This window comes from Streptomyces sp. NPDC102279, from assembly GCF_044766365.1.
Taxonomy (GTDB): Bacteria; Actinomycetota; Actinomycetes; order Streptomycetales; family Streptomycetaceae; genus Streptomyces.
Genome location: NZ_JBIWLU010000012.1, coordinates 16,022 through 37,229, shown reverse-complemented (window position 1 = coordinate 37,229; position 21,208 = coordinate 16,022). Strand labels below are relative to the sequence as shown.

Below are 21,208 nucleotides of genomic sequence, written 5' to 3'. Positions count from 1 at the left end.
GACGACGAGCCCGCCGCCGGGGGCCCGCCGCGTTCCCGGACCACACCCGGTCCGGGCCCGGGCGGGCGGCACCCTTCCCGTGCGGTGCCGCCCGGCGTCGAGAGTGGGCAGCGTCCGGAGCGGCGGGGCCTCGGTCGGCACGCGGGTCCGGGGCGCGTCGCCCGTCCCGTCCCTCCCTCGCACCGGCGGTCGCGCCCCATATCATCGCGATTTATGGGAGATGCCCGAATTGCGGTAGATCAGGAACGGGCGCCGGCCCGCCGGAGCGACGGGGACCGGCGGTCCACTGCCGCCTCACGGCGGGCCGCGTCCTTCGCCGTCTGGTATCTGCGCGCGGTCACGTTCATCAACTTTCTGAGCGCCGCGTGGGTCTCGCTCGGACAGGACGTACGGCGGCACAACACGGAGAACTACTTCACGCCCTACCTGCTGACCGCGGGTTTCGCGTCCGGGGTGTTCACCATGTTCCTGGCCATCACGATGCGGCGCCGCAAACGGGCCGCGTGGATCCTCAACTCCGTTCTCAGCGGTCTGTTCCTGCTGCTCTTCACGGTCGCGATGGCGTTCCCGGAGATCCGCCAGTACGCGCAGAACTGGGTCTCCCTCGCGCTGACCGCGGGCTTCGTGGCCGCGCTGGCCGCCGGCCGCCGGGAGTTCTACGCCAAGGGCGACCGGTCGAACCCGAGGCTCGCCGCGGTCGTCGCGGTCGGCGGCCTGCTGGCCACCTCACTGCTCGCGGCCCTGCTGGTCACGGTCACCAACACCGCGGGCGACGCGTACCGTTCGACCTTCCTGGACCGCTGGCGCTACGGCACCCTGCGGCTCGTGTCGGTCGCCGCGGACGACTCCCACTACTCCGGCATCACGACGCCCAACTGGGTCAACGTCACCGTCAACGTGCTCAGCACCCTGCTCGTCCTCGCCGTGCTCTACGCCGCGTTCCGCTCCCGGCGCGCCGTCGACCCGTTCACGGAGGAGGACGAGAAGCACCTGCGGGTCCTGCTCGAACGCAACGGCGACCGGGATTCGCTCGGCTACTTCGCGCTGCGCCGGGAGAAGAGCGTGGTCTGGTCGCCGACCGGCAAGGCGGCGGTGGCGTACCGCGTGGTGGGCGGGGTCTCGCTGGCCAGCGGCGACCCGCTCGGCGACCCCGAGGCCTGGCCCGGCGCCATCGAGCCCTGGCTCGCCGAGGCGCGGGAGCACGGCTGGATCCCGGCGGTGATGGGCGCGAGCGAAGAGGCCGGCACGATCTACGCCCGGCATGGTCTCGACGCGCTGGAACTGGGCGACGAAGCCCTGGTCGAGACCGCCGACTTCACCCTCGAAGGGCGCGCGATGCGCACCGTCCGGCAGGCCTACAACCGGGTCCGGCGAGCCGGGTACCGGGTGCGCGTCCGGCGGCACGAGGAGATCCCGGCCGACGAGATGGCGTACCTGCTGCGGCGCGCGGACGACTGGCGCGACGGGGCCACCGAGCGGGGCTTCAGCATGGCGCTCGGCCGACTCGGCGATCCGGACGACGGGCGCTGCGTGATGCTCGAATGCACGGACGCCGAGGGTGAGTTGAGGGCGGTGCTGTCCTTCGTCCCCTGGGGTCCGAACGGGCTGTCCCTGGACCTGATGCGACGTGACCGCGACTCCGAGAACGGGCTGATGGAGTTCATGGTGATCGAACTCCTGCGGAACGCCAGGGAGATCGGGAGCACGCAGGTCTCACTGAACTTCGCCATGTTCCGCTCGGTCTTCGAACGTGGCGCGCGCCTCGGCGCCGGACCGGTGTTGCGGCTGTGGCGCTCGCTGCTCAGCTTCTTCTCCCGCTGGTGGCAGATCGAGTCGCTGTACCGCGCCAACGCCAAGTACCGGCCCATCTGGGAACCGCGGTTCCTGCTCTTCGAGAAGAGCGCGGACCTGCTGCGCATCGGTGTCGCGTCCGCGCGGGCCGAGGGGTTCCTGGAGGCGCCGGGCCTGCCGAAGTGGCTGCACCGCAAGCATTTGGAGTCGCACAGATGAGACGGACGGGGACCGACGCGGGGCGAGCCGCGGGAACCCGCGGATGAACCGACTCGCCCGCTGGGCCCGCGCCGAGTGGGGTCCGCTGTACCTCGCCGTGCGGCGGGGCCTCGCGCGGCGGCGGTGGCGGGCGGTCCCGGTGACGCTCGGCGCGGTGTGCCTGACGGCGGCGCTGCAGTTCGTCCAGAACCGGTCGTGGGGCTTCCAGGCGGTGCAGGACTTCGGCTCGGTGCGGGCCGAGGACCCGCTGTGGCTCGCCCTGCTGCGCACCCCGCTCTCCCTGTTCGTACCGGCGCTGGACCTGCCGGTGTGGGGCGCGCTGGCCCAGATCCTGATCGTGTTCGGGATCGCCGAGATCTGTCTGGGCTGGTGGCGCACGCTCGTCATCGCGTACGTCGCCACGCTGGCCGGGACCCTGTACGCGCGGGTCGGCATCGCGCTCGGCCCGCACCATCCGCTGGGACTGCCCGGCGCCGACGCGCAGATCGTGGACACCGGCCCGTCGGCGGCCGTGGTGGGCCTCGCGGTGTTCCTCGGCTGGCGCTACCGGGCGTACGTGACGGCGGGCCTGGTGATCGCGGCGATGGTGGTCGAGGTGCTCCTCAAGGACAACCTGGCCGGCAAGGAGCATCTGGCGGCCATCGCGGCCGTGCTGGTGATGTGCGGCGTCTCCGCCGCACGTCACCGCCGGTCGGGCAGGGCTCGGGCGGGCTCCGGGTCGGGTTTGCCGCCGATCCATTCCTGAACTCTGCGGCTGGGGCCCGCCCAGCGGCGGTCGTGCCGGTAGGCACGCAGCCGGGACCGGGCACGCGCGCGCGGCCGGCGCCGGTAGAAGCGCTTGGCCCAGGGCGAGCCGGGCTTGGCCAGCCGGATCATGCCGATGAGCGCGACGAAGGGGACGATGATCCCGAAGATCGCCGTGCGCGCCTTGCCCTTGCTGAGGGCGAGCAGCGCGAAGCAGAAGTTGAGGGCGATGGTCACGATCGCGCTCGTGCGGTCCTGGAGTTCCTGGTCGTTGACGTCGTTGACGCCGAAGGGCGAGAAGCCGCTGAGCACCAGGCCGACGAGGGCCGCCGTCAGCACCACGACCTCGACGCTCTTGCGCCCGTCCTCGGTCCAGTAGACGTCGTCGAGGTGCAGGATGAGGGCGAACTCGTCGAGCACGAGGCCGGCGCCGACGCCGAACACCACGGCGAACGCGGAGGCCCCGAAGCCGTACCGGCCGCTGGCCACCGCACCGAACCCGCCGATCACCGTGAGCACGATGCCGGGGACCACGTGGTGGATGTGCAGGTCGCCGGCCTTGACGTTGCCGAAGGGGCCCTTGCCGGCCCGGATCATCCGCACGATGACGCGGGTGACGACGAAGGTCACGACGAACGAGGCCAGCGCGAGCAACATGGGGAGTTTGCCCGGCTCGACGATGTTCCGCTGCAACCAATGAACCATATGCGAACTTTATCCACCGGCGCCGTGTCCGCCCTCCGAACGTCCGGATAGCCTGCGCCGGTGTCCACGACCCCTCCCGCCCCCTCCCGCGCCGACGGCCTCCGCTTCGCCTTCGGCACCCTCACCGTGCTCCCCGTCAACGTGACCCGCTGGGACCGGGACGCGGCCCGCGGCGGCATGCTGTGCGCTCCGCTGGCCGGCCTGGTGGTCGGGGCGGGCGCGGCGCTGGCCGGCGTGGCGCTGCTGGCCATGGGGGCCGGGCCGTTGCTCGCGGCCGTGGCCACGGCTGCCGTCCCCGCGGCCCTGACCCGGGGTCTGCACCTCGACGGCCTCGCGGACACCGCGGACGGGCTGGGCAGCGGCAAGCCCGCCGAGGACGCGCTGCGGATCATGAAGCAGTCGGACATCGGCCCGTTCGGGGTGATCACCCTCCTGTTCGTGCTGCTGGCCCAAGTGGCGGCACTCGCCGAGGCCTACGGCACCTCGTGGTCCCGTGGTGTCCTCGCGGCCGTCCTGTCGGCGGTCGTGGCCCGCCTCGCGCTGACCCTCGCCGCCCGCGCCGGAGTGCCCCCGGCCCGCCCCGAGGGCCTGGGCGCGGCGGTCGCGGGCACCGTGCCGGCTCGCTCGGCCCTGCTGGTGGCAGCGGCCGTGACGGTCGCGGCGGCCGGCGGCGGTGCGCTCGTCGGGGTGGCCGACCCGGTGCGCGCCGTGGTGGCGGTGGCCGCCGCCTGCCTGGCCGCCGAGCTGTTGCTGCGGCACTGCACGCGCCGCTTCGGCGGCGTCACCGGCGACGTGTTCGGCGGCCTCGCCGAGACGGCCGCCACGACGGCGCTCGTGGTGCTGGCCCTCGGCTGACGGCCCCGCGCCGCGGGCCCGCGCGGTTCACGGCGCGGGCTCCAGGCCGCAGGGAAGGGTGCCCCAGGGATGGTCGCCGACGCCGGGAACCGCGCAGTACAGGCCGGCTCCCCGCTCCCGGGCCAGGGCCGCCGGATCGGCACCGGCCGGCACCCCGTGGACGAGATGGCACACGTCCGCCCCGGTACCGGTCCACGGCGGCGGGGCCTTCCTGCGGTAGCCGGCCCAGGTCCCCTCGAAGGTGACGAGCACGTCGGCGACGCGGGCGTACGCGGGGTGGGGTGTCGTCCCGTGGTTGAGGACGAGCGTGCCCCGGGAGGCCGCCGCGAGCCGCCGGTAGTAGGCCACGCCCGTCTCGGAGGCGGCGGCCCGGTCGAGGAACGTGCCGTCGGTGTCGTACCAGGAGCGGTGCCGGGACACGTCGCGCAGGACGTCGGCGAGGGGCCGGCGTCCGTAGTCCGTGTCGACGTAGCCGAGGACCCGGACGTCCGCTGCGCGCAGCCGGGCGGCGACCGCCGCGAACGCCGGGTCGGGGTCCTCGCCGGGTCCGTCGGCCGGGTTCAGCACCACGCCGTACAGCCGGGGCGCGGCGGCCAGGAGCGCGTCCCATTCGGCGGGACGGACGGAGGGGTGCTCGTAGTACGGGACGAGGAGCGACCGGTCCGTGGGGGAGGTGGCCGGGCCTCCGGATCCTCCGGACGGCCCGAGGTCGGGGGTGCGCATGGGCGGGCTCTCTTCCGGATGCCGGGTGTCGGACGGGGTTCATCGGTGGGCCGTGGCCCTGCGCAGCCGGACGCAGACCAGGGCGGTCTGGGCGACGGCCGCGGTGCCGTACACGAGCAGGGCCACCCGGTTCGGGTCGCCGGTGCGGGTGGCGAGGGCCGCGGTCTGGGCGAGCGCGGCGGCGCAGGCGACGACGGCCGTGCCGGTGACCGCTCCGAAGGACTGGAGCAGCAGCCCGGTCCACAGGACCGCGCCCAGCAGGAGCAGCCCGGCGAGCCGGATCCCGTCCGTGGAGGCGGTCGCGTGCGGCCACAGCGCGGAGGTGCCGAGGATGAGGGCGAGCAGCGCGGCGAGGTAGGCGGCGAGGCAGCGGACGAGGACGCCCCCGGTGACCCGCCGGAAGGCCCGTGCCGAACCGCTGGCCCGCAGTCCGGCGAGGCTCCCGCTGCGGAAGCGGTACAGCAGCCACTCGGCGGGTCCCATGCTGAGGGTCAGCGCGACGGCGGCCGGCGCGGCGACGGTCGTACGCGCTCCCGCGAGGATGTCGTCGAGGGCCGCGTGGAGCACGAGGACACCGCTGCCGAGGCCGAAGAGGGCGTACGGGAGGGTGCCGGCGGGGCGGCGGGCGGCGGACCGGCGCGCGCGGATCCGGCGGGCGACGCCTCGCCGTACGGGAGGGACGGTGCGTGTCCCGCCCGCAGGCCGGCCCGCGGAGGCCGGGCGCGGCACTCCGGTGCGCCCGGCGGGGTCCGCACCGCGCCTCCGCGATCCGTACGGCAGCAGCGCGGCGAGCCCGGCCCACCGGCCGCCCTCCCCCGACTCCTTTGCGGTGGGCGCCACTTCGAGGAGACCGAACAGGGCGACGGCGGCGAGCGAGACCAGCAGGAGGGCCGTGCGCGCGAGGTCGGGGACCGGGTGCAGGACGGTGACCATCGCGCCCGCCGTCATGGGAGCCAGGGCGGCGAGCAGGAGGCGCTCCCGCCCCATCACCAGCAGCACGGTGGCGGCGCCCAGGTAGGCGGACTGCCCGGCGGCGAAGACGACGGCGCCGGGCCGGGCCGGACCCGCCGCCGCGAGGGCCACCAGGGAGCCGAGCAGCACACCGGCCGGGGTCCCGACGAGCAGCACGCGGCGCGCGGCCGCCCGGTCGCCGAGCCCGAGCCAGGTGTACGCGCGGTGCGCGAGCCCCTGGTTCCAGGTCCAGCCGCACAGCGCGCCCGCGAGCATCGGGACGGTTCCGGCCGGGAGCCCGAACGCGTCCGCGGGGCCTGCGAGAAGCGGTCCGGCGAGGACGTGGCCGAGGCCGGGGAGGGCGAAGACGATGCCCCGGAGCAGGCAGCCGAGGAGGCCGATCCGCCAGGGGTCGTGGGGCGGGTCCGCGGGTTCGGGGTGGTGGCGTGCGACCCGGCCGTACAACTCCTCGGCGAGGGCGAAGGAGTTGCGGACGCCGTAGCGTTCGCGTATCTGGTCGTCGGACATGCCGTCCGACTCCAGGGCCGCGGCCACCTCGTCGGGGTGGACGGCGGCGGCGACGAACTCCGCCATCCTGTCCGCGAGTTCGTCGATCGGATCAGGGTGTGCCCAGTTCGGCGGACGTCGTCGGGCCGGCAGTGGGGCGAGCGTGACCTCGAAGGCGCCCGGCGGGCGCAGGGTGTCGCTCACCAGCCGGTCCCGTCCGTGGCGACGGCTTGGTACCAGGGGTCGCGGAGTTCGAGGGTCCAGTCGGTGACGGTCTCGACGGTGGGCTCGTAGACCGCGGGCCGTCCGGCGAGTTCCTGGTAGATCGTCCGGAAGGCGTCGACGGAACGGCGCAGCGTGAACCGGTCGATGACCCGCTGCCGGGCCGACTCCCCCAGCTCCGCGCGCCGTTCGTCGTCGCGGAGCAGGGTGAGGGCTGCGGCCGCCATCCTCTCCGGCTCGCGGGGCGGGACGACGATGCCGGTGTCGCCGACCGCCTCACGGACCCCGCCGACGTCCGTGGAGACCGTCGTCCGGCCGCACGACATCGCCTCGATGATGGAGAACGGGAAGCCTTCGGAGATGGACGACAGCATGACGACGTGCCCGGCCGCGTAGGCCCGCCACACCTCGCCGATACGGCCCTCGAAGGTCAGCCCGTCGGTGACGCCCAGTTCGGCGGCGAGCTTCTCCAGGCGGGTCCGGTACGCCTGCCCGCCGGGTGGCACGGGGCCGAACAACCGCAGCCGGGTTTCGGGGAGTTCGGCGCGCACCATGCCGTAGGCGCGCAGCAGTGTCTCCAGGTCCTTGATGGGGTCGACGCGGCCGCACCAGGTGAGGGTGGGCACGGCGGGTTCGGGGCCGGCGTGCGGGAAGGCGTGCGGGTCGACGCCGTTGTAGACCGTGCGGATCCGGTCGCCGTCGGCGCCGCCGCGCTCCTCCCACCGCCGGTTGTACTGGTTGCACGGCGTGATGAGGTCGGCCGCGCGGTACCCCAGGGAGTTCAGTTCGCGGTAGAAGCCGAGCATGAACGCCTTGACGGGCCAGCGCTGTTCGGCGGCGCGGTAGCCGAGGTAGCGCTCGCGCAGGTAGATGCCGTGCTCGGTGAGCAGGAACGGGACGCCGTCCAGCCGGTGTGCCGCGAGGGCGGGCAGGGTGGCGAGGCCGCTGCTGACGGCGTGGGCGACGGAGTCCTCGGGGATGCGGACGCCGAGCGGGCGCAGCGCGTGTTCCAGCAGGTCCGTCGCCGTGAGCGCGTCGTGCACGGTGGGCGCGGCGGCTGCCGTCGGCAGGTGCGGCAGGGTCCAGATCCACATCAGGGAGCGCAGTGCGGCCTCGCTGCGCAGGGCGGCGCAGAGGCGTCCGTCGCGGGCGAGGACGGCCAGTTCGTACAGGGCGTCGCCGAAGTCCCCGGGCCGGTCCGGATCCGGGTCGAGGAAGGCGAGCAGGAACCGCTCGTAGGTGTCGGTGAAGCGGCGCCGGGCCCGGCCGAGCGGTGCCCGGGTGCGGCCGGGCCGGGGGCCCCAGGTGGGCACGGACGTGTGCCGGTAGACGTTGGGCGGCAGGTCCCAGGTCACGGGTTCGCGGCCGCTGCCGGTGAGCGAGACGATGTGGAAGTCGACCTCGGGCATGCCCTTGACGAGCTGGTCGCACCAGGTGCTGACCCCGCCGTGGACGTGCGGGTAGGTGCCTTCGGTGAGCATGGTGACATGACGGCCGGTGCGCATCACGCGCGGTTCCCCCCTGGGACGGTTCCGTCCGGAGGGCACCCCCGGCCCCCCGGTTGCACGGCTCGGACGCGCACCCCGGCCCGTCGGACCGGGGTGCGCGTCGTGCCGCGAGGCTGCCTGGCTAGGCGGGCAGGGTGAGCTTCAGAGCGGACTGGAGGAGCTCCGGGGTGGTCCAGTCGTTGCGCTGCCCGGCGTACGCGGTGCCGAACACGGCGGTACCGAGCAGGAGTTGCTTCTTGGTCCCCTCGGGCACGGTCACCGGGATCTGGGTGCCGGACGGCGCGGTGACGGTGACGGTGCCGCCGACGCGGTAGGCCGTGACCTTGCCGCCCGCCAGGGCCGCCTGCCAGGCGCCGCGGCGCTGGAGTTCGGTGCCGATGGCGCTCTGCCGGGGGTTCTGCAGCGGGGCGTTGTCGGCGTAGACGGCCCGGTAGTCGGCGAGCACCCTGTCCAGGACCGGGTACAGGATGCGGTCCTCGGCCAGGTTGGACTGGTGGACGTAGTGCGGGCGCGGGTCGTTGCCGATGGCGTGCCCGAGCGCGGTGCGCGCCTCCAGCGGGACGATGTGGTCGGCGTAGCCGGTGGCGGTGTCCAGCGGTGCCGGCAGGCAGGTGGACGTCGCGTTGTTCTCGCAGATGCCGCTGCCGCCGTCGGCCTTCGAGGTGTAGATCCAGTTGTACTCGTCGGCCATCTCCTCGGCCCGGCCTGCGTTGTAGTACACGTTCATCGGATAGCGCGGCACCGTCAGCGCGCCGCCGACCGAACGCTGCTCGGGCTCACGGGAGTTGTCGGAGCCCGTCCACTTGACGCCGTTCGCGGAGAGCGCGCCCGCCAGGTTCGGGTTGTCGTCGGGCTGCTGGGGCAGCGTCCGCAGGCCCGAGTGCTCGCCGGTGACCAGCTCGGTGCGGTCGGTGGACAGACCGTGCGAGGACGCCCAGCTGTTGTTCTGGGAGATCTCCGCGGAGATGTCCGCCCGGCTCATGTACTTCGTCGTGCCGCCGGCGTTCTTCGAGCAGCTCCACGGCACGGTCGTGGTGTCCTGGACGCAGCCGAGGAACAGGTGCGTGTAGGTGTGGTTCACCCAGCGGTACTTGGCCCGGTCGGCGAGCAGCCTGGTGGTGAGGGCGTCGGTGCCGCCGTTCTCGCTCTTCCACTCCTCGCCCGCGCCCGCGTTGAAGACCATGTCGAGGGTGAAGCCGTGGGCGGCCTGCCACTGGGCCGCGTAGGTGGCGTCGTCGGCGGTCATCCGGATCGGCGTGGTGGTGTCCTCGCCGTTGCCGCCCGCGCAGTCGATGTCTCCGGGCGTGCAGTTGCGCGCGGAGTCCCAGCGGGCGTCGGGGGCGAAGACGTCGTCGACGTGGACGGAGAAGTAGTTCCTGCTCTGCCCGAGGTGCACGCCCTGCGTGAGCCACTCGACGATGCCGCGGGCGAGGACCTTGAACTGCTTCTGGTACTGGTTGTACGCGAACGTCACCACGAGTTCGCGGCGGCCGTCGTGCGCGTACTGCCCGAGGAGCGTGCCGCCGGTGGGGGCGTCCAGATAGCTGGTGAAGCCCTCCCTCGGGTGCGCCGCGTAGCCGTAACTCTCCTGCACAGCGGGGTCGTTGTCCTCGAAGGTGAGCGGTCCGTCGAGGTAGCGGAACGGTCCCGCCGTGCCCGCGGCGGTGACCTGTGTGCGGACGCCGTCGAGGACCCCGGACCATCCGCCGTTCTGGTCGGTGTAGTCGAGCCCGACCTCCGGGTGCGCCCACGTGTAGGCGTCGACCTGGGGGACGGCGAACGTCTTCTCGTACGTCTCCAGGGCGGTCTGCTCGGCCGAACCCTGTCCGAACGGCGCCTCGTTCGGCAGGACGACACCCTGGTACTTGGCGCGCGGGGCGCCGTTGACCGTGTCGCTCAGGAAGGCGGCGTCGATCTTCGGGCGGCCCGTGTCGGTCAGGTCGAGCGTGGCGTACGGGATGCCGCTGTTCCTCAGCTCGGCGGTGACGGCAGCGACCTGGCCCGCGCCGTTGTCGACGACCAGGACCTTGAGATCGATCCTCGGCGTGGTCGCGGCGGTCGCGCCGGGAGCCCCCACTCCCAGCGCCAGAAGTCCGGCGGCCGCCGCGACGGCGGCCGTCGCTCTCTTTCGGTGCGTGTTCGGTGCCATGTCGACGTCTCCCCCTCGAAGATCCCCATTTCGGTGGATACCGAGTGGGATCTGTGGAAATCATGCAAAGCAGTGAGCGCCGTGCCCACTGGAACACGACGAGTGTTGCTCAGGTCACCACGAGTGAGGGGCGGGAACCGGACAATGGCACCACCTGTAGGTGAACGCCCGCAGGAATGAGCGAAACGCGGCCCCGAGCGTAGGCTCGTCCCGGGTACTCGCCCGGCTCCTGGCAGGGGCCCCGGCAAGGACCGCCCCCGAGGACGGATCTAGGGTCAGCCGTCGGGCCCGGTCGACCCACCTCTCTCGGCCAGAAGAACTTTCAAGGAAGCGGAGATCTCACCACCGTGACTGCTCTCACTCTCAGCACCGCCGCAGCGTCCGGTCTGCGGGCCGACGCGATCGTCGTCGGCGTCGCGAAGGGCCCCAAGGGCCCGGTCGTCGCGCCGGGCGCCGAGGCCGTGGACAAGGCGTACGACGGCGGGCTCGCCGGAATCCTGGAGACCCTCGGCGCCTCCGGCTCCGAGGGCGAGGTGACCAAGCTGCCCGCGCCCTCCGGATTCAAGACCCCCGTCGTGCTGGCCGTGGGCCTGGGAGCGGCCCCGGAGGACGACGACAGCTTCGACGCCGAGGCGCTGCGCCGCGCCGCCGGTGCCGCCGCCCGCGCGCTCGCCGGTGCCAAGAAGGCCGCGTTCGCGCTGCCCGTGACGGACGCCGCCGACGCCGGTGCCGTCGCCGAGGGCGCGCTCCTCGGCGCGTACTCCTTCGACGCCTACAAGGACACCGCCCGCTCCGGCGACGCCGCGAAGAACGGCAAGGGCCCGCTCGGCGAGGTCACGCTGCTCGGCGGCAAGCCCCGGGACGCCGCGTACAAGGCGGCCGTCGCGCGGGCCACCGCCCTGACCGACGAGCTCAACCGCGCCCGCGACCTGGTCAACACCCCGCCGAACGACCTCAACCCGGAGTCCTTCGCCGCCGTCGCCACCGCGGCCGGCAAGGAGCACGGCGTCAAGGTCCAGGTGTTCGACGAGAAGGCGCTCGTCAAGGGCGGCTTCGGCGGCATCCTCGGCGTCGGCGCCGGCTCGGCCGCCGGTCCGCGCCTGGTGAAGCTGTCGTACACCTCCTCGAAGGCCAAGAAGCACCTCGCCTTCGTCGGCAAGGGCATCACCTACGACTCGGGCGGCATCTCGCTGAAGCCGGCCGGCCACAACGAGACGATGAAGTGCGACATGGCCGGCGCCGCCGCGGTCTTCGCCGCCGTCGTCACCGCCGCGCGTCTCGGCCTGGACGTCAACGTCACCGGCTGGCTCGCGCTCGCCGAGAACATGCCGTCGGGCTCCGCCACCCGCCCGGGTGACGTGCTGCGCATGTACAGCGGCAAGACCGTCGAGGTCCTCAACACCGACGCCGAGGGCCGGCTGGTCCTCGCCGACGCGCTGTGGAAGGCCTCCGAGGAGAAGCCGGACGCGATCGTCGACGTGGCGACGCTGACCGGCGCGATGGTTCTCGCGCTCGGCAACCGCACCTTCGGCGTGATGGCCAACGACGACGCGTTCCGCGCCTCGATCGTCGACGCCGCCGCGGAGGTCGGCGAGGAGTCCTGGCCGATGCCGCTGCCCGAGCACCTGCGCAAGGGCATGGACTCCCCCACCGCCGACATCGCCAACATGGGCGAGCGGATGGGCGGCGGCCTGGTCGCCGGCCTGTTCCTGCGCGAGTTCGTCGGCGAGGGCATCACCTGGGCGCACGTGGACATCGCGGGCCCGGCGTTCAACGAGGCCGGTCCCTTCGGCTACACCCCCAAGGGCGGCACCGGCTCCGCGGTCCGCACGCTGGTCCGCCTCGCCGAACTGACGGCGGCAGGCGACCTGGGCTGAGCCTCCGGGCGACGAACGGCCCCGGGTGTTCCCTCACCCGGGGCCGTTCGTATGGCCGTACGAGGGTTTCGCCTTCGACGAAATCCGCAGGTTCTCCGTACCCCGCACCCTGTCGACGTGATGGATCAGACGTCCCACACACCGGCCCGGCGTCTCGCTCGCCCTCGACAAGTGCGAAGATGGGTTCTCGGCAGGACAGGGCCCCCACCACAGGGCCGAAGAAGAGCGGCCGGACACCAGCCGCCGACCGGTCACTGGAGACCGGCGTGGCGCACATGCATGGAGGACGTGACGTGGCGAACGACGCCAGCACCGTTTTCGACCTAGTGATCCTCGGCGGTGGTAGCGGCGGTTACGCCGCGGCGCTGCGCGGAGCGCAGCTGGGCCTGGACGTCGCCCTGATCGAGAAGGACAAGGTCGGCGGTACCTGCCTGCACCGTGGGTGCATCCCCACCAAGGCTCTGCTGCACGCGGGCGAGATCGCCGACCAGGCCCGCGAGAGCGAGCAGTTCGGCGTCAAGGCGACCTTCGAGGGCATCGACGTACCCGCCGTCCACAAGTACAAGGACGGGGTCATCTCCGGTCTGTACAAGGGGCTGCAGGGTCTGATCGCGTCCCGCAAGGTGACGTACATCGAGGGTGAGGGCCGTCTGACGTCCCCGACCTCGGTCGACGTGAACGGCACGCGTGTGCAGGGCCGCCACGTGCTCCTCGCGACCGGCTCCGTGCCGAAGTCGCTGCCGGGCCTGGAGATCGACGGCAACCGCATCATCTCCTCGGACCACGCCCTCGTCCTGGACCGCGTGCCGCAGTCCGCGATCATCCTGGGCGGCGGGGTCATCGGCGTGGAGTTCGCCTCCGCGTGGAAGTCCTTCGGCTCCGAGGTCACGATCATCGAGGGTCTCAAGCACCTCGCGCCCCTCGAGGACGAGAACTCCTCCAAGCTTCTTGAGCGCGCGTTCCGCAAGCGCGGCATCAAGTTCAACCTGGGCACCTTCTTCTCGAAGGCCGAGTACACCCAGAACGGTGTCAAGGTCACCCTCGCCGACGGCAAGGAGTTCGAGGCCGAGGTACTGCTCGTCGCCGTCGGCCGCGGCCCGGTCTCGGCCGGCCTCGGCTACGAGGAGCAGGGCGTCGCGATGGACCGCGGCTACGTCCTGGTCGACGAGTACATGCGCACGAACGTCCCGACCATCTCCGCCGTCGGTGACCTGGTCCCGACGCTCCAGCTCGCGCACGTCGGCTTCGCCGAGGGCATCCTGGTGGCGGAGCGTCTGGCCGGTCTGAAGACCGTCCCGATCGACTACGACGGTGTCCCGCGGGTGACGTACTGCCACCCCGAGGTCGCCTCCGTGGGCATCACCGAGGCCAAGGCCAAGGAGATCTACGGCGCGGACAAGGTCGTCACTCTGAAGTACAACCTGGCGGGCAACGGCAAGAGCAAGATCCTCAACACCTCGGGCGAGATCAAGCTCGTCCAGGTGAAGGACGGTGCCGTGGTCGGCGTCCACATGGTCGGCGACCGTATGGGCGAGCAGGTCGGCGAAGCCCAGCTGATCTACAACTGGGAAGCGCTGCCGGCCGAGGTCGCCCAGCTCATCCACGCCCACCCGACGCAGAGCGAGGCGCTCGGTGAGGCCCACCTCGCCCTCGCGGGCAAGCCGCTGCACTCGCACGACTGATCGGCCTCCGGGCTGTCCCCAGTCACCCGCGTCGAGCAGGGCGCGACGACGACCACAGACTTCCGCAAAATTCGTAAGGAGCAACAGAAACCATGCCGGTTTCCGTAACCCTTCCGGCGCTCGGTGAGAGCGTCACCGAGGGCACCGTCACCCGCTGGCTGAAGGCCGAGGGCGAGCGCGTCGAGGCCGACGAGCCGCTGCTGGAGGTGTCGACGGACAAGGTCGACACCGAGATCCCCTCGCCCGCCGCGGGCATCCTCGCGTCCATCAAGGTCGCCGAGGACGAGACCGTCGAGGTCGGCGCCGAGCTGGCCGTCATCGACGACGGCACGGGCGCGCCCGCCGCCGCCCCGGCCCCCGCCGAGGAGGCTCCGGCCGCCGAGCCGGAGCCCGCCCCCCAGGCCACCCCGTCCGCCGAGGCCGAGGCCCCCGCGCCGGCCCCGACCGCCGAGGCCGCGTCCGGCGGCGGTTCCGCCGAGGGCACGGACGTCGTCCTGCCCGCGCTCGGCGAGTCCGTCACCGAGGGCACCGTCACCCGCTGGCTGAAGGAAGTCGGCGACGAGGTCGCGGAGGACGAGCCGCTGCTGGAGGTGTCGACGGACAAGGTCGACACCGAGATCCCCTCGCCCGCCGCCGGCGTGCTGCTGGAGATCGTGGTCGGCGAGGACGAGACCGCCGAGGTCGGCGCCAAGCTGGCCGTCATCGGCGCTCCCGGTGCCGCTCCGGCCGCCGCGGCCCCGGCCGCTCCCGCCGCCCCCGCCGAGCAGCCCGCACCGGCTCCGGCTCCGGCCCCCGCCCAGCCGCAGGCCCCGGCCGCCCCCGCCGCTCCGGCTCCGGCTCCGGCCGCAGCCGCTCCGGCCCCCGCCCAGCCGCAGGCCCCGGCCGCTCCGGCTGCTCCGGCCCCCGCGCCGGCCGCGCCCGCTCCCGTCACCCCGGCCCCGGCGCCCGCCGCGACCTCCGGTGACGACGGCGCGTACGTGACCCCGCTGGTGCGCAAGCTCGCCGCCGAGAACGGCGTCGACCTGGCCGCCGTCAAGGGCACCGGCGTCGGCGGTCGTATCCGCAAGCAGGACGTCATCGCCGCCGCCGAGGCCGCGAAGGCCGCCGCTGCCGCTCCGGCTCCGGCCGCCGCCGCTCCGGCCGCCTCCGCCAAGAAGGCGCCGGCGCTGGAGGCCTCCCCGCTGCGCGGTCAGACCGTCAAGATGCCGCGCATCCGCAAGGTCATCGGCGACAACATGGTGAAGGCCCTGCACGAGCAGGCGCAGCTCTCCTCGGTCGTCGAGGTCGACATCACGCGGCTGATGAAGCTCCGCGCGCAGGCGAAGGACTCCTTCGCGGCCCGCGAGGGCGTCAAGCTCTCCCCGATGCCGTTCTTCGTGAAGGCGGCGGCCCAGGCGCTGAAGGCCCACCCGGCCGTCAACGCCCGGATCAACGTGGACGAGGGCACGATCACCTACTTCGACACCGAGAACGTCGGTATCGCGGTGGACTCGGAGAAGGGCCTGATGACCCCGGTCATCAAGCGCGCGGGCGACCTGAACATCGCCGGTATCGCCAAGGCCACCGCCGACCTGGCGGGCAAGGTCCGGGCGAACAAGATCACTCCGGACGAGCTGTCCGGCGCGACCTTCACCATCTCCAACACCGGTTCGCGCGGCGCGCTCTTCGACACGATCATCGTGCCCCCGAACCAGGTCGCGATCCTCGGCATCGGCGCCACGGTCAAGCGTCCGGCCGTCATCGAGACGGAAGAGGGCACCGTCATCGGCGTCCGCGACATGACCTACCTCACGCTCTCCTACGACCACCGTCTGGTGGACGGCGCCGACGCGGCCCGTTACCTGACCGCGGTCAAGGCGATCCTGGAGGCGGGCGAGTTCGAGGTCGAGCTCGGCCTGTAGTCAGCGCCGCGGCACCGACCGCACCTTCACAGCGCCCCCGTCCGGAGTTCCGGGCGGGGGCGCTGTGTGCTCGGACCCGCCGCCGGCCCCCCGCAGACGTCAGTCCAGCGGGCCCCCAGGGCCCTCCACCGCCCGGGAGACCGCGGCCTGCGCCCGTCCGGACCCCGGGTCCGCCGCGCGGGTCTCCATCGGACGGCAGCCCGTCAGCACGCCCGCCACCAGCGCGGCCACCGCCACCGTGACCGCCGCGCGGAGTCCCCGTACGTGTGCCCGACCGTTCATGACTCCCCCTGGTGCGGACCGGGGCACACCGTAGGCGCCCCTGTGTCCGTCACCACCGCGAGCCGGGCGGCGGGGTTCCCGGGGTGACACGGACGTGACGCGTCCGGACACCGTCCGGTACGGGTCTTTACGAGCGGGATCACTCTGACAACGTGTAAGTCTCGTCTCACCTGCGGTAAAGCGCCCCCATGCGCCCCTCACCGACACGGGCACGGCCTTATTGTCTAAACGTCAAACGCCCTCGGGGTCCCGCACTCCTCCCAAAGGAGCCTTCATGACCGCGCCCGTCGTCCACTCGCTGCGCGAACAGATCCGCGAGCACATCGTGGAGGGGATCGTCAGCGGTCGCTGGAAGCCGGGCGAGCGGATCGTGGAGCGGCGGATCGCCACCGAGCTGGAGGTCAGCCAGACCCCGGTGCGGGAGGCGCTGCGCGAGCTGGAGTCGCTGCGGCTGATCGAGTCGGCGCCGAACAAGGGCGTGCGGGTGCGGAACCTGACGGCCGCCGACCTGGAGGAGAGCTACCCCGTACGCGCCGGTCTGGAGGCCATCGCGGCGGAGCTGGCGGCCGAGCGGCTCGCCGACGACTGCTCGGCCCTGGAACCGCACGTGACCGCCCTGTACGAGGCAGACCGGCTCTCCGACGGAACCGGCCAGGTCCGGCACACCGTGGCCTTCCACCGGGAGCTGGTGCGGGCGGCCGGGAACTCCGTCCTCCTGCACACCTGGGAGGGCCTGGGGATCGAGGTCTTCACGGCCCTGTCCATAAGGTGGCTGGGGACTGTGCAGCAGTCGTACGCGGAGGAGCACGAGGCGCTCGTGGACGCCTTCCGGCGGCGCGACCCGCTGATCGCCGACCTGGTCAAGGCCCATGTCCTCGGGTGCGCGCCCCGTCCGTGAGAAGTGCGCGGCAGCCGTGCGCCAGGAGCCGTGACCGACACCCGGCGGCACCCGGCGGCACCCGGCGGCACAGTGGAGCACACCCGCGCTCAAGCGTGTTCTCACCTGCGGCGATCCCCGATTTCCACGGCACCGCGTGCCTGAGGGCGAGGCACGCCGTGCCGACTTTTCCGATCTGAAGAGGTTTTCTCCCGGAACCCTTTGATCGATCATCGATCAGGGAGTTACAGTCACCGACAGGCTCCCACCCGAGCCTCCCGCCCTGTCCTGCCAAAGACCAAGGGCACCCCCGAAAACCCCTTGCCGATGAGGGAACCCCCCTCCGCATCCGGAAGGCGGCGCAATGACCGACCCCACCGCTATCCAGCCGAGCGAGCTCGACCAGCTCCCGGACCGCGACCCCGAGGAGACCGCCGAATGGCAGGCCTCCCTGGACGCCGTCACCCAGGCGGCCGGGCCGCACCGTGCCGCGTACCTGATGCGCCGCACCCTGGAGCGCGCCGAGGGCAACGGTCTCGCGCTGCCCAAGCTGCTCGAGACCGACTACGTCAACTCCATCCCGACCTCCGCCGAGCCCACCGTGGACGGCGACGAGGCGATGGAGGCCCGGATCACCGGGTGGAACCGCTGGAACGCGGCCGCCATGGTGACCCGGGGCGCGAAGCACGGCGTAGGTGGCCACATCGCCACCTTCGCCTCCGCGGCCTGGCTCTACGAGACGGGCTTCAACCACTTCTTCAAGGGCAAGGAGGGTGACGGGTCCGGCGACCAGCTCTACATCCAGGGCCACGCCTCCCCCGGCATCTACGCCCGCGCGTTCCTCGACGGACGGCTGAACGAGCAGCAGCTCGACAACTTCCGCCAGGAGGCGGGCGGCAACGGCCTCCCGTCGTACCCGCACCCGCGCCGGCTGCCCTGGCTGTGGGAGTTCCCGACCGTCTCCATGGGCCTCGGCCCGCTGTCGGCGATCTACCAGGCCCGCTTCAACCGCTACCTCACCAACCGCGGCATCAAGGACGTCTCGGCGTCCCACGTGTGGGCGTTCCTCGGTGACGGCGAGATGGACGAGCCGGAGTCGACCGCGGCACTCGCACTCGCCTCCCGCGAGGGTCTGGACAACCTGACCTTCGTCATCAACTGCAACCTCCAGCGCCTCGACGGCCCGGTGCGAGCGAACTTCAAGATCGTGCAGGAGCTGGAGGCCCAGTTCCGCGGCGCCGGCTGGAACGTCGTGAAGTCGCTGTGGGGCAACGCCTGGGACGACCTGTTCCGGCTCGACACCACGGGCGCGCTCGTCCGCCGCCTGCGCCAGGTGCCCGACGCGCAGGTGCAGACGTACCAGACCCGCGACGCCGCCTACATCCGCCAGGACTTCTTCGGCGCCGATCCGGCGCTCGTCGAGATGGCGAAGCTGCTGAGCGACGACAAGATCCTCGAGTGCTTCCACCTCTCGCGCGGTGGCCACGAGGCCCGCAAGGTCTACGCCGCGTACCGGGCCGCCGTCGAGCACAAGGGCGCGCCGACCGTGATCCTGGCCCAGACGGTCAAGGGCCACACCCTCGGCGAGGGCTTCGCGTCGAAGAACGCCAACCACCAGATGAAGAAGCTGTCGACGGACGAGTTCAAGCAGATGCGTGACCTGCTCGAACTGCCCATCTCCGACAGCCAGTTCGTCGACGGCGTGGTCCCCTACGGCCACCCGGGCGCCGACTCCCCCGAGGTCCGCTACCTCCAGGAGCGCCGCGCCGCCCTCGGCGGTCCGGCCCCGGCCCGCCGCACGCATCCGCTGGCCCCGCTGCCCGCCGCCGCCGACAAGACGTTCGCGTCCTTCGACAAGGGCTCCGGCACGCAGAACCTGGCGACGACCATGGCGTTCGTCCGCCTCGTCAAGGACCTGGTCCGCGACAAGGAGACCGGCAAGCGCTGGGTGCCGATCGTCCCCGACGAGGCCCGTACCTTCGGTATGGAGTCGCTCTTCCCGTCGCTCGGCATCTACTCGCCCAAGGGCCAGACGTACGAGCCGGTCGACCGCGACCAGCTGATGTACTACAAGGAGGCCAAGAACGGCCAGATCCTCAACGAGGGGATCACCGAGGCCGGTTCGATGGCCGACTTCATCGCCGCGTCCAGCGCGTACGCCACGCACGGCGAAGCGATGATCCCGTTCTACATCTTCTACTCGATGTTCGGCTGGCAGCGCACGGCCGACCAGATGTGGCAGCTCGGCGACCAGCTCGGCCGCGGCTTCCTGGTCGGCGCCACCGCCGGCCGGACGACGCTGACCGGTGAGGGCCTCCAGCACGCCGACGGTCACTCCCCCGTCATCGCGGCGACCAACCCGGCGGCCCTGTCCTACGACCCGGCGTTCGCCTACGAGATCGCGGCGATCGTCAAGGAGGGTCTGCGCCGGATGTACGGCGAGGCCGCCCCGGGCGAGGACCAGAACGTCTTCTACTACCTGACCGTCTACAACGAGCCGATGAAGCAGCCCGCCAAGCCGGCCGGTGTCGACGAAGGCATCGTCAAGGGCCTGTACCGCTTCAACACGGCGGAGTCGGCCGGCCTGGACGTGGCCGCCGCCAACGCCCCGCGGATCCAGCTCCTCGGCTCCGGCACCGCGATCCACTGGGCCCTCGCGGCCCAGAAGCTGCTCGCCGAGGAGTGGGGTGTGGCCGCCGACGTGTGGTCCGCCACCTCCTGGACCGAGCTGCGCCGGGACGCGCTGGAGGCCGACGCGGCCCTGCTGCGCGGCGAGGAGCGGGTGCCGTTCGTCCGTCGGGCACTGCAGGGGGCGGAGGGCCCGGTCCTCGCGGTCTCCGACTACATGCGCCAGGTCCCGGACCAGATCGCGCAGTGGGTCGAGCAGGACTACTCCTCGCTCGGTGCCGACGGCTTCGGTCTCTCCGACACCCGCGCGGCGGCCCGCCGTCACTTCGGTGTCGACGCCGAGTCGATCGTCGTCGCGGCGCTGGCGCAGCTCGCCCGCCGCGGTGAGGTCAAGGCGTCCGCGGTCAAGGAGGCCCGGGAGCGCTACGGCCTGTAGGCCTCGGCCGCGACAGCGGCGGTAGGGACGACCCGATGAGGGGCACGGCGTTCGCCGTGCCCCTCATCGGCGTTCCGCCGTGGCCGGGGTGTCAGCGGTCCGTCCCTTCGTTGTCAGTGGGGCCCGGCATCATGAACGCATGCGTGCTGCTCGTCTGATCAAGATGGTGCTGCTGCTCCAGACCCGGGCGTCGATGACCGCCGCCGAGCTGGCGCGGGAGCTGGAGGTGTCCGAGCGCACCATCACGCGGGACGCGCAGGCGCTCTCCGAGGCGGGCGTCCCGGTGTACGCGGACCGGGGCCGGGCCGGCGGTTACCGCCTCGTCGGGGGCTACCGCACCCGTCTCACGGGTCTGGCGCGCAGCGAGGCGGAGGCGTTGTTCCTGAGCGGGGTGCCGGGGGCGCTGCGCGAGATGGGCCTGGAGGACACGGCGTCGGCGGCGAGGCTGAAGGTGTCTGCGGCGCTCCAGCCCTCCGTGCGGGACGCCTCCCAGACGGCGGCGCAGCGTTTTCATCTGGACGCGCCCGCCTGGTTCAGCGAGCCGCAGACGCCCGAGCTGCTGCCGTCGGTCGCGGACGCGGTGTGGGACGACCGTCCGTTCGTCGCGCGGTACCGGCGGGACGCCTCGGAGGTGGAGCGGACGCTCGAACCGTACGGTCTCGTCCTCAAGGCGGGCTTGTGGTACCTCTGCGCACGTGTGTCCGGGACGGAGGCCTTCCGGGTGTACCGGATCGACCGGTTCACCGCCGTCGAACCCGGCGCGGAGCGGTTCCGGCGGGAGGACGCGTTCGACCTGCCGGGGTTCTGGGCGGAGCGGGCCGAGGAGTTCGCGCGGTCGATCCTGCGCGCCGAGATCGACGTACGGCTGTCCCCGGACGGTGTCCGCCGGCTGCCGTACGTACTGGATCCGGCGTCCGCGAAGGAGGCGCTGGGTACGTCCGGTGTGCCCGACGGGCGGGGCTGGGTGGGCCTCACGTTGCTCATGGAGTCGGAGGAGGTCGCCCGCGCCCAGCTGCGCGGACTCGGACCTGAGGTGGAGGTGCTGGCCCCCGCGACGCTGCGGGAGCGCTGCGCCGAGGACGCCGCCCGATCGGCCGCGCTCTACCGGTGATCGCGGTCCCGTGGAGGGCCGTGACCGCGCGCCGCTTGAA

15 protein-coding genes are annotated in these 21,208 nt (G+C 72.5%); 9 read left to right on the top strand and 6 right to left on the bottom strand.

Translation table 11 applies throughout. The annotated features are described in order from the left end of the window. Positions 1–213 precede the first annotated feature (213 nt). Both ACIRQH_RS29120 and ACIRQH_RS29115 read left to right on the top strand, forming a co-directional pair. Positions 214–2,010: a phosphatidylglycerol lysyltransferase domain-containing protein gene (locus ACIRQH_RS29120; RefSeq protein WP_404227626.1), complete on the top strand. Its 1,797-nt coding sequence runs from the start codon at positions 214–216 to the stop codon at positions 2,008–2,010. A 43-nt stretch (positions 2,011–2,053) separates the two neighbouring features. Beyond that, on the top strand, positions 2,054–2,755 hold the full coding sequence (locus ACIRQH_RS29115; RefSeq protein ID WP_358815189.1) for a hypothetical protein: 702 nt from the start codon (positions 2,054–2,056) through the stop codon (positions 2,753–2,755). Here the strand turns inward: ACIRQH_RS29115 and ACIRQH_RS29110 are convergent. Next, positions 2,692–3,459 carry a hypothetical protein gene (locus ACIRQH_RS29110; RefSeq protein WP_358815190.1) on the bottom strand — a complete coding sequence of 256 codons (768 nt, stop codon included), beginning with the start codon at positions 3,457–3,459 and terminating at the stop codon, positions 2,692–2,694. The two genes, ACIRQH_RS29115 and ACIRQH_RS29110, sit on opposite strands and share 64 nt — an antisense overlap. A gap of 60 nt (positions 3,460–3,519) precedes the next feature. Between ACIRQH_RS29110 and cobS the strand changes: the two genes are divergently transcribed. After that, entirely contained in the window at positions 3,520–4,314 is a 795-nt protein-coding gene (gene cobS / locus ACIRQH_RS29105; protein WP_388929826.1) for an adenosylcobinamide-GDP ribazoletransferase, read from the top strand. 27 nt (positions 4,315–4,341) lie between these two features. Here cobS and ACIRQH_RS29100 read toward each other — a convergent pair whose 3' ends face one another. The 4 genes from ACIRQH_RS29100 to ACIRQH_RS29085 form a co-directional block, all read right to left on the bottom strand. Next, positions 4,342–5,037 (bottom strand): spherulation-specific family 4 protein, encoded by a 696-nt coding sequence (locus ACIRQH_RS29100; RefSeq protein ID WP_388929827.1) that lies wholly within the window; start codon positions 5,035–5,037, stop codon positions 4,342–4,344. A 39-nt stretch (positions 5,038–5,076) separates the two neighbouring features. Continuing rightward, entirely contained in the window at positions 5,077–6,699 is a 1,623-nt protein-coding gene (locus ACIRQH_RS29095) for a hypothetical protein (protein ID WP_404227622.1), read from the bottom strand. Then, entirely contained in the window at positions 6,696–8,222 is a 1,527-nt protein-coding gene (gene pelF / locus ACIRQH_RS29090) for a GT4 family glycosyltransferase PelF (protein ID WP_404227896.1), read from the bottom strand. Before pelF ends, ACIRQH_RS29095 begins: the two co-directional genes overlap by 4 nt. Before the next feature lie 124 nt (positions 8,223–8,346). After that, positions 8,347–10,374, bottom strand: coding sequence for a hypothetical protein (locus ACIRQH_RS29085; protein WP_388865039.1), 2,028 nt, complete (start codon positions 10,372–10,374; stop codon positions 8,347–8,349). A 347-nt stretch (positions 10,375–10,721) separates the two neighbouring features. On the opposite strand from ACIRQH_RS29085, the gene ACIRQH_RS29080 reads away from it, so the two are divergent. The 3 genes from ACIRQH_RS29080 to sucB all read left to right on the top strand — a co-directional run bounded on the left by ACIRQH_RS29080 (position 10,722) and on the right by sucB (position 15,834). Continuing rightward, the gene (locus ACIRQH_RS29080) at positions 10,722–12,251 is read left to right on the top strand and encodes a leucyl aminopeptidase (protein ID WP_358815195.1); all 1,530 of its coding nucleotides are present in this window, start codon (positions 10,722–10,724) and stop codon (positions 12,249–12,251) included. Between the two features lie 293 nt (positions 12,252–12,544). Further along, a complete protein-coding gene (gene lpdA / locus ACIRQH_RS29075) occupies positions 12,545–13,933 on the top strand; it encodes a dihydrolipoyl dehydrogenase (protein WP_358815196.1) in 1,389 nt (462 codons plus the stop codon). 92 nt (positions 13,934–14,025) lie between these two features. After that, positions 14,026–15,834 (top strand): 2-oxoglutarate dehydrogenase, E2 component, dihydrolipoamide succinyltransferase, encoded by a 1,809-nt coding sequence (gene sucB / locus ACIRQH_RS29070; RefSeq protein WP_404227618.1) that lies wholly within the window; start codon positions 14,026–14,028, stop codon positions 15,832–15,834. Between the two features lie 99 nt (positions 15,835–15,933). Here sucB and ACIRQH_RS29065 read toward each other — a convergent pair whose 3' ends face one another. After that, positions 15,934–16,116: a hypothetical protein gene (locus ACIRQH_RS29065; protein WP_404227617.1), complete on the bottom strand. Its 183-nt coding sequence runs from the start codon at positions 16,114–16,116 to the stop codon at positions 15,934–15,936. A gap of 274 nt (positions 16,117–16,390) precedes the next feature. Here ACIRQH_RS29065 and ACIRQH_RS29060 point away from each other — a divergent pair, with 274 nt between their 5' ends. The 3 genes from ACIRQH_RS29060 to ACIRQH_RS29050 all read left to right on the top strand — a co-directional run bounded on the left by ACIRQH_RS29060 (position 16,391) and on the right by ACIRQH_RS29050 (position 21,168). Next, on the top strand, positions 16,391–17,014 hold the full coding sequence (locus tag ACIRQH_RS29060) for a GntR family transcriptional regulator (RefSeq protein ID WP_358815198.1): 624 nt from the start codon (positions 16,391–16,393) through the stop codon (positions 17,012–17,014). Positions 17,015–17,357: 343 nt separating this feature from the next. After that, complete coding sequence (gene aceE, locus ACIRQH_RS29055) at positions 17,358–20,057, top strand: pyruvate dehydrogenase (acetyl-transferring), homodimeric type (protein WP_358815199.1); 2,700 nt, start codon at positions 17,358–17,360, stop codon at positions 20,055–20,057. Positions 20,058–20,196: 139 nt separating this feature from the next. Next, positions 20,197–21,168 (top strand): helix-turn-helix transcriptional regulator, encoded by a 972-nt coding sequence (locus tag ACIRQH_RS29050; RefSeq protein ID WP_388865032.1) that lies wholly within the window; start codon positions 20,197–20,199, stop codon positions 21,166–21,168. The last annotated feature ends 40 nt before the right edge of the window (positions 21,169–21,208 follow it).

Coding starts and splice junctions, on each gene's coding strand:
- ACIRQH_RS29120 (WP_404227626.1), top strand. CDS start 214: ATGGGAGATGCCCGAATTGCGGTAGATCAGGAACGGGCGCCGGCCCGC.
- ACIRQH_RS29115 (WP_358815189.1), top strand. CDS start 2,054: ATGAACCGACTCGCCCGCTGGGCCCGCGCCGAGTGGGGTCCGCTGTAC.
- ACIRQH_RS29110 (WP_358815190.1), bottom strand. CDS start 3,459: ATGGTTCATTGGTTGCAGCGGAACATCGTCGAGCCGGGCAAACTCCCC.
- ACIRQH_RS29100 (WP_388929827.1), bottom strand. CDS start 5,037: ATGCGCACCCCCGACCTCGGGCCGTCCGGAGGATCCGGAGGCCCGGCC.
- pelF (WP_404227896.1), bottom strand. CDS start 8,222: ATGCGCACCGGCCGTCATGTCACCATGCTCACCGAAGGCACCTACCCG.
- ACIRQH_RS29085 (WP_388865039.1), bottom strand. CDS start 10,374: ATGGCACCGAACACGCACCGAAAGAGAGCGACGGCCGCCGTCGCGGCG.
- sucB (WP_404227618.1), top strand. CDS start 14,026: ATGCCGGTTTCCGTAACCCTTCCGGCGCTCGGTGAGAGCGTCACCGAG.
- ACIRQH_RS29065 (WP_404227617.1), bottom strand. CDS start 16,116: ATGAACGGTCGGGCACACGTACGGGGACTCCGCGCGGCGGTCACGGTG.
- ACIRQH_RS29060 (WP_358815198.1), top strand. CDS start 16,391: ATGACCGCGCCCGTCGTCCACTCGCTGCGCGAACAGATCCGCGAGCAC.
- aceE (WP_358815199.1), top strand. CDS start 17,358: ATGACCGACCCCACCGCTATCCAGCCGAGCGAGCTCGACCAGCTCCCG.
- ACIRQH_RS29050 (WP_388865032.1), top strand. CDS start 20,197: ATGCGTGCTGCTCGTCTGATCAAGATGGTGCTGCTGCTCCAGACCCGG.